Origin of the sequence: Ekhidna sp. (assembly GCF_963691765.1) — a bacterium.
GTDB lineage: Bacteria > Bacteroidota > Bacteroidia > Cytophagales > Cyclobacteriaceae > Ekhidna.
In genome coordinates this window covers 3,907,461-3,919,770 of record NZ_OY829375.1, presented here as the reverse complement: position 1 = coordinate 3,919,770, position 12,310 = coordinate 3,907,461, and the positions used below count along the sequence as shown (strand labels likewise).

The following is a 12,310-nucleotide window of genomic DNA, read 5'->3' as shown; positions in this document are numbered from 1 at the left end:
AGCCGGCTCCATTTGAGTCGGCTTTTTTATTTTACTTCAAAATCTATCATATGAAAGTTTTAAAAGTCGCAGGAACGATTGTCGTATTAATAATTATTGGAGTTGCTTCCTATGTTTTCTATATCAAGAGCTCTCTTACACCTATATATTCTGGAGAGGAAATATTAAGCGGGCTTGAAGCCAATTCTGAAGTATACTTCACCGAATATGGCATTCCGCATATCTATGCCGAAAGCGAAGAAGATGTATATCGTTCACTTGGCTATATACATGCTAAGGAAAGGCTTTGGCAAATGGATCTTCTTAGACATGTTGGAAGCGGTAGACTTTCCGAACTATTCGGGACAGATATGATCGAAGTTGACAAATACCTACGCACGATGGGATTAAGTAGCTATTCTGAAGAGTCAGCAAAAGCATATATTGATCGCAAACACGAAAGCCTTCCATTGGTTCAAGCGTACATTTCAGGTATCAATCAATACATTGAGAATAACCCCAAGCCATTGGAGCATACAATTCTTGGCCTGGAAGTAGAGCCGTTCAAGATTCAAAACATTTTTGAAACATTGACTTATATGGCATTTAGTTTTTCTAATGCCCAAATAACTGACCCAATTCTTACAGAGCTTACTAGCAAACTTGACTCAGCATATTTAATCGATTTAAATATCTATCACTACGAAGGGGAATCAACCTTGCGGTCTTTTGATGATCGTTATTCCGAGCAAGCTGACATGGCAATGACGGTATTAAATAAGCTAAAAATACCAGAGTTCATTGGTAGCAACAGCTGGGTTGTCTCTGGAAACAAAACTCAGAGTGGAAAAGTCATTTTAGTTAATGATCCACATATTGCTTTTGCTCAACCTTCAGTTTGGTATGAATCGCACGTAATTTCTCCAGGAAACGAATACTATGGATATCATATTCCAGGTGCACCCTTCCCTTTGCTAATGCATTCTGAAAAGAAAGCAACAGGGATAACAATGTTTGAAAATGATGAGATGGACTTCTATGTTGAGGAAATTCACCCTGAAGATTCTAATATGTATATGCATAAAGGAGAATGGAAAGAGATTGCAAATCGCGAAGAAGTAATAAAAGTAAATGGAGAAGAAGATGTAAGTTTCTCGATTCGCTCAACCGTACATGGTCCTATCGTATCTGATATCCTAAACGAGGAACCTCTTGATGATGTAGTGACTATGCATTGGGTAACATCCAACTATACCAGCTATATGATTGAATCGATTTATGGATTTGTAAAAGCACAAGATATAGTAGAGTTGGAAAAGGCAGCATCACAAATACATGGACCAGGATTAAATATAATGTATGGTGATTCTGAAGGAAATGTAGCATGGTGGGCAGTTGGCAAATTGATCAAACGAAGAAATGAACAATTAAGTAAGACGTTTTATGATGGATCTAGTGGGCTAGATGATCCTGACTCTACATATTCTTTTGAAAAAAACCCGCATGCAATTAACCCACCTTGGGGATATGTCCATAGTGCCAATAATCAACCTGACACCGTCGATGGTATCGTTTATTCAGGATATTATTTACCTGATGACAGAGGTGAAAGAATTGTTGAATTATTAGAAAGCAATGAAGAAGCAACTGTTAATCTGATGAAAGAAATGCTTGTAGATGACAAAGCTATGATGCAGGAAGCATTAAAAGGGATACTACTACAAGCCATTAAAAACACTGAAAGAGGAGATTTATTGAGAGAACTATTAAAGTGGAATTGCGATTTTGATAGAGACGATTTTAGACCACTCATATTTCAAAAATGGGTAAATGAAATTATAAAAGCCGCCATGAAGGACGAAATAGGTGAAAAACTATGGCCGCTTTACAAAAAATCACATACGTATAAGGTTGCCACGGAATACCTAATAAAAAACAATGAATCTATTTGGTGGGATGATACTACTACAGATCAAAAGGAAACTAGAGACGAAATTATAAGAATGTCCTTTGAATCAACCATTAAAGATTTATCGGATAGTTGGGGCACTGACTATTTACAGTGGAGATGGGGAAATGCGCATCAATTAAATCACAAACATGCCATGGGTGATGTTATAAGCTTTTTGAATGTAGGGAAGTATCCTGTCTCTGGTGCAAATGAAGTTCTGAACAATATGGGATATACCTATGAAGAATCAGCTGAGCAGACCATCCTGTTCGGCCCTTCGACAAGAAGAATTGTAAATTTCGAGGACGTCAGAAACGACAGTTGGAGCATCCTACCCACTGGTCAGTCAGGAAACTACTTCAGTCCATACTATGATGATCAAGCTCAAATGTATGTTGATGGTAAGTTCAGAAAGATGATAATGAACCATGATCTGATTAAACAATCGAACAGCAAACTAGTTCTTAAAGCGTCTAATTGAACCAGAGAAGAACCTTCGATGTTACCTTTACGTCAAATTGACAAACCATAACCTTATAAACATGGATAATAGAAAGTATTTACCATTTGTAATCATTGCTGTAATCACTTTCATAGTGCTCTTATCAGCATTCAACAGAATATTCTACCGAATTGAAGCATCAGAAAGAGCAGTAATTTTCAAGACGCTTTCAGGAGAACTAGAAAAAGATAATATCATAGGTCCAGGCTGGCATGTGAAAGCTCCATGGAATGAAAAATATGTATATGAGGTTTCGGAGAACAAAGTTGAAGAAACAATGGACGTTCTCGACAAAAACGGATTAAATATAAGCGTAGATGTTACTGTTAGGTTTCACCCAAAGTACGACGCAATCGGTGAGATTCAAGAAAATTTTAGAGGGGATTACATTCAAAGACTTGTTATACCTGAAGCTAGATCAACAGTTAGACAAGTTATGGGACGTTATACAGCGGAAGAAATTTACTCCACAAAACGCCCAGAAGTAGAAGCATCAATCATTGAAGAAACAAGGGAAGTACTTGGAGCAGACGGCAATGAAGTCGAAATGAAAAGTCTCTTGATCCGATCTATCAAATTACCAGAACAAATCAAGACAGCGATAGAAAATAAATTAAAACAAGAACAAGAAGCTTTGGCTTATCAGTTTCGATTAGATAAAGAACAAAGCGAAGCAGAGAGGAAAAGAATCGCAGCAGAAGGAGAAGCAGCAGCGAATAGAATTATCAATAGTAGTTTGACTCCTGAATTGTTAAGAATGAGAGGAATTGAGGCTACCAAAGAAATTGCTAATTCTCCAAATGCTAAAGTTATAGTTATTGGTAGCGGAGATGACGGTTTACCTCTGATTTTGAATGGCAACTAGCCTTCTAAATCTGGATTAAAATCGTTATTTTCGTGGAAATTTTAAAGTCAGCAAATAAGTTACAAAACAACATGTCAGAAACTGCTCAAATTACAATTGATGGCCAATCATATGAACTCCCGGTTACAGAAGGAACCGAACAGGAAAAGGCCATTGATATCAGCTCCTTTAGAGGTCAATCAGGAGTAATCACTTTAGATAGAGGATTCAAAAATACCGGATCGTGCGAAAGTGCAATCACTTTCTTAGATGGTGAAAAAGGAATTCTTAGGTATCGAGGTTATCCAATTGAGCAGCTAGCAGATAATTCCACCTTTCTAGAAGTGGCATATTTACTTATTTACGGAGAGCTACCTAATAAAGCTACCTTCGATAAATTTGCTGAAGATATCACGCATCATACGTTAGTTAATGAGGATATCAAAAAAATCTTAGATGGCTTTCCATCTGCTGCCCATCCGATGGGTGTTCTTTCTTCTTTAATCACGGCTCAGACTGCCTTCTACCCTAACAGTCTTGATCCGAATAGATCCAAAGAAGAAACAGAACTCAGCATTATTAGACTCTTAGCTAAGATGCCAACGTTTGCTGCATGGGCATACAAGAAAAAAGTAGGTCACCCAGTAACGTATCCAAACAATAAGATGGATTACTGTGGCAACTTCTTAAACATGATGTTCAAACTTCCTGCTGACGAATATGAAGTTGATCCTGTTGTAGCACAGGCTTTAGATAAATTACTAATCCTTCACGCAGATCACGAACAGAACTGTTCTGCTTCTACTGTGAGAATTGTTGGTTCAAGCCAGGCAAGTCTTTGGGCCTCAATTTCTGCAGGAATCAATGCACTTTGGGGACCTCTTCATGGTGGTGCAAATCAAGCCGTAATTGAAATGCTCGAAAATATCAAAGCTGATGGCGGCGATACTAAAAAGTGGATGGCAAAAGCTAAAGACAAAGATGATCCATTCAGACTTATGGGATTTGGTCACAGGGTTTACAAAAACTTTGACCCTAGAGCAAGAATTATTAAGAAGGCAGCTGACGATGTTCTTGATAAGCTAGGTGTTGTAGATCCTGTATTAGACATCGCAAAAGGACTTGAAGAGGAAGCATTGAGAGATGAGTATTTCGTTGAAAGAAAGCTGTATCCAAATGTAGACTTCTATTCAGGAATCATCTATAGAGCACTAGGCATCCCAACGGACATGTTCACTGTGATGTTTGCATTGGGTAGACTTCCAGGCTGGATCGCCCAGTGGAAGGAGATGAAAGAGAAAGGTGAACCAATTGGAAGACCTAGACAAGTTTACACCGGTATGAATGAAAGAGATTATACAGATATCTCAAAAAGATGAGATATTGTCCCAATACAAAAAAAGGCCTGATCAAATGATCAGGCCTTTTTTAATTATTAAGCAATTTACTCTGATGGAGCCATTGGAAATCTCTCTTCTTTAACCCCACTTACATGGCAGCTAATCGCTTGCCAATTACCATCAACTTTAACAAAAGCCGTACTCGACACATATGTAGTAATGTAGGCCTCAGCCCCATCTGTCCCTTTTAAGGTAGCCTTTGCTATTACGGATGCAGCGCCCGTATCTATTAGACTGATCTCTATAATTTCATATTCGTGCGAAGAGTATGAAGGTGCATAATTCGAGATGTAGGTCATTTCATCCTCTTTGGTATATTTATCTCCATTGTCATCTACAAGGTGATAATACTCATGCAAGAGCTGGTTTAGCAACACTGTATCCTGATTTAAATATGCTCTCACCCACTGATTTTTTTGAATATCCGACAACACTTCTAGGTCGCTTCCGTCTACTATTGACCTACTTGGTTCAACGGAACAACTAAAAACAGAAAAGGCGATCGCAATGATGAATATTTTTTTCATTCTGGTAAGTTAAAATGTTAGTAGTCTAAAATATGTAATATTTGTCATACGCATAAACGGAATAAATGAATGAATTCAATTGAAGAATTAAAAGAAAAAGCAATTGAGGTATCGAAAAATGCATACGCTACATACAGCAACTTCAAGGTTGGCTGTGCCCTCCTAACGAAATCTGGCAATACTTATGTGGGATGTAATGTTGAAAATGCATCCTATGGTCTTACTATTTGTGCTGAAAGGAACGCAATAGCTCAGGCTGTTGGAAGTGAAGGAGATATAGAAATTGAAACATTAGTAGTTTATACTCCGACACCTAAACCAACACCACCCTGTGGCGCATGCAGACAAGTAATTCATGAATTTGGAAATCCTACTGTTATTAGCTTCTGTGATTCAAGTGAAAGTACTACTCACAAAATGAAAGACCTCCTACCTAATGCTTTTGATCTGGATAAGGATTAGTAACGACGATTGATAATCTCACTATAGATAACTGCCTTTCTAGCTTCAGATGAATTTAAACCATCTCTAATTTCATCTGCTATTGAACTTTCGTCATCTTCTGACTCATCTAACTTTCCCTTAAACAACCTTGGTTCTTGAAAATTTTCATCCGGAGCAAATTCTATGTCAGCTCCTTCGGCCATTTTAATTGACTCTTCGTACACCCTTCTACTTTCATCATCTGCAAAAGCCCTTCTCTCGCCTTCTAATCTGATATTTTCTTTCTCTTTCTTTTCTGTAGGTTCAATTACAACTGGTTCCTGCTTTATAGTCGGAACCTCTTCTACTCTGCCCTCGGTTATTTCCTTAAGCAGATCTTCGAAAGATTTTGGCTGACTGGTGGGAGGATTATTCTCAGATCCTGGACGTGAACTTGGAGTACCTTCTTTTTTCTTTTTTCCGCGAGTTAGAAAGTAAATAACTGCTGCTATAATGTACCACCAGAAACTAAAGTCGTCCATATAGCTAAGTTAGAGAAAGAGAAGGAATTTTAACGATAAAGGAGAATCTTAATCGTTAATTGTAGACTTCAATGTTGTAATGATATTTTCCTTATCAAAAGGTTTGCTGAAATATCCTACAATAAGATTTTGATCAATTGCATCAACGACTTCTTGCGCACCGCCATAACCTGTAAGTAAAAAGCAAGGTAGACTCTCTTTAGTCTCTTTTACTTTCGTAATAAATTCAATACCATCCATTTCTGGCATTCGAACATCACTAACAATAGCAGCAATTTCATTATGCTCTCTAATGAGAGAAAGTGCTTCAGAACCCGATGTTGCGTTTAATATTTCAAACTCATTCTTAAAGTTAAATTCAAAGAGAGTGATGTTAAACTGATCATCGTCCACGTACAGTATAGTGGGTTTATCCATAATTAGAATTTCCGCTGTCTATGTTAATTAAAAATAAATGACTTTTTTACAAAAAGTTAAGTTATTCTCGTTTTTGATATGCTATTGTTACAATAATGCAACGAACATTTGAAATACACTCAATTCATTCGATTAAACTTTTAAATATTTACATGAACGTATTGTCTAAACATGTTAATCGGCATATTGGGGAAAAATGGTGGATAAATCAACGAAACTATTTGTCTTTCTAATCATCTAGTTGCAACCGAATCGTATATTTTTGTCCGCTTCACCGTTTTGGATCGAATGTAATCCTAATGCAGTTAACAAAGTTAGAAATAAAAGGTTTCAAGAGTTTTGCTGATCGAGTTGTAATCAATTTCGATGATGGCATTACAGGCATCGTTGGTCCCAATGGATGCGGTAAGTCCAATGTTGTTGATTCCATTAGATGGGTATTAGGTGAACAAAAATCTAGAGTATTGCGATCTGATAAAATGGAAAACGTAATATTCAATGGAACAAAAGCCAGGAAGCCTACGCAACTCGCCGAAGTGTCATTAACATTTGACAATACCAAAAATCTCATTCCTACTGAATATTCACAGGTTACGATTACCAGAAGATATTATAGATCTGGAGAAAGTGAATATCTACTTAATGGCATCACCTGCCGACTCAAAGACATTACAAACCTTTTCTTAGATACAGGTATTGCATCGAACAGCTACGCCATCATTGAATTAAAGATGGTTGATGACATTCTGAATGATAAAGACAATTCGCGTAGAGCATTATTTGAAGAAGCAGCAGGTATTTCAAAATTTAAGATTAGAAAGAAGGAAACACTTAAAAAGCTCAATGATACAGACGCTGATCTTGAACGAGTGGAAGATCTACTTTTTGAAATTGAAAAGAACCTAAAGTCACTTGAAAGGCAAGCATCACAGGCTAAGAAGTATTACGAACTCAAAGACGAATACAAAAATTCAAGCATTGCTCTAGCAAAGATGTCGATGAATAATCAGCAAGAGCATTTCGATTCTATTCAAAAGCAAATCCAGGAGGAAAATGATAAGAAACATGCACTTAATGCACTTGTCAATGAAAAGGAAGCAGCAATCGAAAAGGCAAAAGCAGATCTAATTGCAAAAGAGAAGCTTCTCTCCTCTCGTCAAAAGACATTAAATGAACATGTAAGTACGATAAGACAGTATGAAAGTGACAAGAAAATAAAAAATGAGAGACAAAAGTTTCTCAACGACAAAATCGACAACCTTAAAGAGCAGATCAGTCAGGATAAACAAAGCAGCGAAAGAGCAGCGGTATCCCTGGAAGGGCTCCGCAATGAGGCCAGAGATGCGGAAAAAAATGTTACAGAAATTCTTTCTAAGGTTGAAAAATTAAAAACTGACTATGAGTCGCAGAAGAACTTAACAAACGAAGGACAAGAGAAACTCAGTTCTTTAAACCTCTATTTCACAGAAAAGAAAGACCATCAATTTCAACTTAGTAAGGAAATTGAAATAAAGGATATACAGCTCAAATCGATGATGAATGAGCTAAGTAAGACAAGTGAAGATTCGAGTGAAAAGAGTGCCAATCTTGAAGAATTTAAAAATAGGCTCGAGGAGATTGCGAAAGAGCGCGGTGAGAAGCAACTTCAATTTGATCAATTAAAATCCAGTGAAGAGAGTTTAAAAAATCAAATTGCTGATACGGAAGATCGAATTGGAAATTTGAGAGAAGAACTCACAAGAACCAATCGATCCTTAGATGCAAGACAAAATGAATTCAATCTGACCAAATCCTTAGTCGACAATTTGGAAGGATTTCCAGAGGCAATAAAGTTTCTTAAGAAGAATGCACAATATAAAGATGCCCCTCTCCTCTCGGATGTCTTAAGCTGTCCAGAAGAATATCGCGTGACAATAGAGAACTATCTTGAGCCGTTCATGAACTACTATATTGTAGACACGCGCCAAGACGCACTTGAAGCTGTAAACCTACTTAGTGAGTCTACACGAGGAAAAGCCAACTTTTTCGTTCTTGAAACGCTAAAAAATCATGTATCTCAAAAGATTGAAGGCCCTTCTGAAAGTACGTCTGCACTGGAGCTAATTGATTATGATTCGAAATACGAAAATCTTATCAAACACCTACTTTCGAACGTCTTCATCTCTCCAAATCCTGATCAACAAGGAGATAGTGATGTTGTAATCCTGGATAAAGAAGGAAAAGTCACATTCAGAAGATATAGTATTTCCGGAGGTTCCATCGGCTTGTTTGAAGGGAAAAGAATTGGACGTGCTAAGAATCTTGAGAAGCTTGAAATCGAAATCAAAGATCTCAAGAAAAAGCAAACTGAGTCGGAGCAAATAATAGCAAAACACCAAACTCAGCTAGAAGAACTAAGGCTATCATCAAAGGCCAATTTACTTGAGGAAGTAAATGAAGAACTTGCGCGAATTAAGGAGATGGAAGTCTCAGTTCAAACCAAGCAAGAGCAATTTGTTGAGTTGCTTACTTCAAACAAAAATCGACGAGAAGATATTCAGCAGCAAATCATAGAGCTGGAGCAAGCCCTAGAAACACTCAATCCTCAAGCGGAAAAAGAAAGAGCTGAATTAGAAGAACTTGAAAAGAGTTTAGAGAGCAAAAAAGAGGAAACCTCTTCATTACAAGAAGCACTAGATCTAAAGTCTACAGCCTATAATGAAGAGAACGTTGTCTTCCATCAGCGTCAAAACAAACTGAACAGTATACTTCAGGAAATCTCATTCAAAGAAGAGTCTTACGAATCTTCACTTGAGAGAATAGAAAATAATAAAGAAGAACTAGAAGGCGCAACTTCAAACCTTAACGAGTTAGTTAAGAAGAGTACTGCAAGCGACGATGAGTTAGTAAGCATGTACGAAGAAAAAGAGTCTTTAGAGAATGGTGTAAATGAAGCTGAAAAAGAATATTACGAAGCAAGAGGCACCATTGACGAAGAAGAAAAAAATCTAAGAGAAACACAGCGTACTAGAGAAGGAATAGACAACGCTCTAATGGAATGGCAGAATAAACTTAATGATGCCAAAATGGGATTAAACTCGGTAAAAGATCGGTTATCTGTAGAGTTTAATATCAACTTAGAGCAAATCAATGATGATGATGTCTCCGACTATAAAAAATTCTCGTTAGATGAATTAAGAGTTAAAGTAGATAAGTATAGAAACCGAATTGATAACATGGGTCCTATCAACCCAATGGCGATGGAGGCCTTTGAAGAAATTCAGGAAAGACATACTTTCATTATTGGTCAAAAGGAAGATTTATTGAATGCAAAAGAATCCTTACTCACCACTATTAGTGAGATTGACGAGGTTGCAAAAGAAACTTTCATGGAAGCTTTCCATCATATCAAAGACAACTTCATCAAGGTTTTCAGAACACTCTTTACCGAGGAAGATGATTGTGATCTAATATTGACAAATCCTGAGCAACCGCTTGAAAGCTCGATTGATATCATTGCAAAACCGAAAGGAAAACGACCACTTACTATTAACCAATTATCAGGTGGAGAAAAAACGCTAACAGCTACGTCCCTACTGTTTTCGATATATCTCTTGAAGCCTGCGCCATTCTGTATCTTTGACGAAGTAGATGCCCCTCTTGATGATGCGAACATTGATAAGTTTAATGAGATTATCCGTAAATTCTCCAAAGAATCACAATTCATAATCGTAACGCATAATAAGAGAACAATGGCCAGTACTGATGTTATTTATGGAGTAACAATGCAAGAACAAGGAGTGTCTAAAGTAGTTCCTGTAGATTTGCGAGAACTAGCTTAACTTTTCACTTAGCCAAATGAACCACCTAGTCAAAATTTGTTTAATCTCTTTGGTGCTTATTGGGTGCAATACAGAAACTAAAAATACCCAAGTTAACTCTGAGCCGGCCACAAGTATACCAGCACAAACAGAAGAAAAAAGAGTATTCGATTATCAACCAAGACAACCTATCAATGGACAACTCTATGCTACCATTGAATTGGGAGCACTGGGTTTAAACTACTTTATTGCAGAGATAGATAGCGAAAACAGATGGACACTGACAGAATCTTCATTCGGACGCAGCAATATTATTTATGGCGTCAACTCTTCTAGCGAGATCTATAACAAAATTGTTGAGTATCGAAATGAGATACTAACTAAAGGTGTTTCCTCAAGCAACATTCACATATTGGCAAGTTCAAGCGCTATAAAGTCTAAGATTATCGATGAGTTAAGAAGTAAACTGCTCGTTAAAGATTTGACCATCAATTATATAGACGCAAAAGAAGAAGGTTACTATGCGCTGGCTGCCACTATACCTCAAGAATTTATTACAGAATCATTTCTTGTTGATATTGGCTCTGGTAATACCAAACTTTCGTGGGTTGAAAATGATGATACGCTTAGCATTGACATTCACGGCTCGAAATATTTTTTAAGTGATGTTCATGACACCACCGTATTTAGAGAAGTACGCGATGCATTGTTAGAGATCCCTGAAAAAAACAGAAACCTTTGTTTCATGCTTGGTGGAATGATTTATGAATTTGAAAAGGATAAAGTAGAAAGTACTGATACAAGATACTTTGTACTCAAATCGCCCAGTCAGTACCCAACAAATAATGAGAAGCTAAAGGCTGCTAATATTATTTATAATGCGCTTTACCTAGAGCCAACTTTCTCATATATTTTCGATAGTCAATCTTCTTTTTCAATCGGTTATTTACTTGCACTAAAGAAATAGCTCATAGATTGTCCCTTTTGCTCTACGCTTTTCGTCAGGTAGTAAAAATCGAATTGATATGAAAAAAATCATCTTAACATTTACTGGAGTGCTCCTGGCAACATTAGCTATCTCTCAAACCACTATTAGTGCTGAGGAACGAAAAACTGCTTTAAAACATCTGAAAAAAACGCAAAACGAACTTGTTTCATTAGTTAGCAAACTCAATGAAGCTCAGATTAATTTTAAATCAAGTCCAGAATCATGGTCTATTGCAGAATGCCTTGAACATATTACAATTTCTGAGAAAAACTTAATTGGTATGGTTCAAAGTGGACTTGAAAGTGATTCTGATCCTGCCAGGAGATCAGAAGTGGCAATGAGTGATGACCAAATTCTTGGTTTAATCACAAGTCGCAATCAAAAAGTTAAAACTAGGCAGGAATTTGAACCTACCAACAGCTTTGGAGATTTCGAGGAAACGCTCAAAACATTTCAGGAAAGAAGAAAATCTAATATGAAATTCTTAAAAGAATCGGAGGAGGATTTCAGAAATCACTATATACAATTTCCATTTGGTGTTTTGGATACCTATCAGGGTTTGCTTTTCTTATCCGGACATACCCAAAGACATACCGATCAAATTAAGGAAATAATGGAAAATGAAAATTTTCCTGGATAAGTGAATAGCGCTAAGACCTGAACAATAGATTTCAGGTCTTTATAATGCCAACTTTCTTCTTACTTTTTCTAATCCGGATTCTGAAATGTAATGACAGGTTTCAGGAGACTCTAAATTTAATTCCGCAAGCTCGAGTAAGATCATGGAAATCTTTTTAGCTGAAGCCGAATTGTTATAGGAATTATCTTTGGTCGTGGTAATTGCTGATAGGTCCATATTAAAATTTAATTGAACACTAAGATCAATTGATACCCAGCTAATAGCAATACCCAAAATTGGGTAAATCGCGTACCTAAA

At 36.9% G+C, this 12,310-nt stretch carries 11 protein-coding genes; 7 read left to right on the top strand and 4 right to left on the bottom strand.

Annotation, left to right across the window (positions count from 1 at the left end):
* Nucleotides 1-50: 50 nt before the first annotated feature.
* From ACY650_RS17560 to ACY650_RS17550, 3 genes are all read left to right on the top strand, one after another.
* A complete protein-coding gene (locus ACY650_RS17560; RefSeq protein ID WP_462249477.1) occupies nucleotides 51-2,411 on the top strand; it encodes a penicillin acylase family protein in 2,361 nt (786 codons plus the stop codon).
* Nucleotides 2,412-2,472: 61 nt separating this feature from the next.
* Nucleotides 2,473-3,297 carry a prohibitin family protein gene (locus tag ACY650_RS17555; RefSeq protein ID WP_462249475.1) on the top strand — a complete coding sequence of 275 codons (825 nt, stop codon included), beginning with the start codon at nucleotides 2,473-2,475 and terminating at the stop codon, nucleotides 3,295-3,297.
* A gap of 71 nt (nucleotides 3,298-3,368) precedes the next feature.
* Nucleotides 3,369-4,655 (top strand): citrate synthase, encoded by a 1,287-nt coding sequence (locus tag ACY650_RS17550; protein ID WP_462254427.1) that lies wholly within the window; start codon nucleotides 3,369-3,371, stop codon nucleotides 4,653-4,655.
* Nucleotides 4,656-4,720: 65 nt separating this feature from the next.
* Here the strand turns inward: ACY650_RS17550 and ACY650_RS17545 are convergent, their stop codons facing one another.
* Complete coding sequence (locus tag ACY650_RS17545) at nucleotides 4,721-5,203, bottom strand: nuclear transport factor 2 family protein (protein WP_462249473.1); 483 nt, start codon at nucleotides 5,201-5,203, stop codon at nucleotides 4,721-4,723.
* Between the two features lie 69 nt (nucleotides 5,204-5,272).
* On the opposite strand from ACY650_RS17545, the gene ACY650_RS17540 reads away from it, so the two are divergent.
* A complete protein-coding gene (locus tag ACY650_RS17540) occupies nucleotides 5,273-5,665 on the top strand; it encodes a cytidine deaminase (protein ID WP_462249471.1) in 393 nt (130 codons plus the stop codon).
* Here the strand turns inward: ACY650_RS17540 and ACY650_RS17535 are convergent.
* Both ACY650_RS17535 and ACY650_RS17530 read right to left on the bottom strand, forming a co-directional pair.
* Nucleotides 5,662-6,168, bottom strand: a complete 507-nt coding sequence (locus ACY650_RS17535) for a hypothetical protein (RefSeq protein ID WP_462249469.1) — start codon at nucleotides 6,166-6,168, stop codon at nucleotides 5,662-5,664. The genes ACY650_RS17540 and ACY650_RS17535 overlap by 4 nt on opposite strands.
* 48 nt (nucleotides 6,169-6,216) lie before the next feature.
* A complete protein-coding gene (locus ACY650_RS17530; RefSeq protein ID WP_462249467.1) occupies nucleotides 6,217-6,585 on the bottom strand; it encodes a response regulator in 369 nt (122 codons plus the stop codon).
* A 299-nt stretch (nucleotides 6,586-6,884) separates the two neighbouring features.
* On the opposite strand from ACY650_RS17530, the gene smc reads away from it, so the two are divergent.
* From smc to ACY650_RS17515, 3 genes are read left to right on the top strand one after another with little or no spacing between them, the layout of a single operon-like run.
* Nucleotides 6,885-10,406, top strand: coding sequence for a chromosome segregation protein SMC (smc, locus tag ACY650_RS17525; protein ID WP_462249465.1), 3,522 nt, complete (start codon nucleotides 6,885-6,887; stop codon nucleotides 10,404-10,406).
* Nucleotides 10,407-10,422: 16 nt separating this feature from the next.
* Complete coding sequence (locus ACY650_RS17520; RefSeq protein ID WP_462249463.1) at nucleotides 10,423-11,352, top strand: hypothetical protein; 930 nt, start codon at nucleotides 10,423-10,425, stop codon at nucleotides 11,350-11,352.
* Between the two features lie 58 nt (nucleotides 11,353-11,410).
* Nucleotides 11,411-12,013, top strand: coding sequence for a DinB family protein (locus tag ACY650_RS17515; protein ID WP_462249461.1), 603 nt, complete (start codon nucleotides 11,411-11,413; stop codon nucleotides 12,011-12,013).
* A 39-nt stretch (nucleotides 12,014-12,052) separates the two neighbouring features.
* Here ACY650_RS17515 and ACY650_RS17510 read toward each other — a convergent pair whose 3' ends face one another.
* Nucleotides 12,053-12,229: a hypothetical protein gene (locus ACY650_RS17510; protein ID WP_462249459.1), complete on the bottom strand. Its 177-nt coding sequence runs from the start codon at nucleotides 12,227-12,229 to the stop codon at nucleotides 12,053-12,055.
* Nucleotides 12,230-12,310 lie beyond the last annotated feature (81 nt).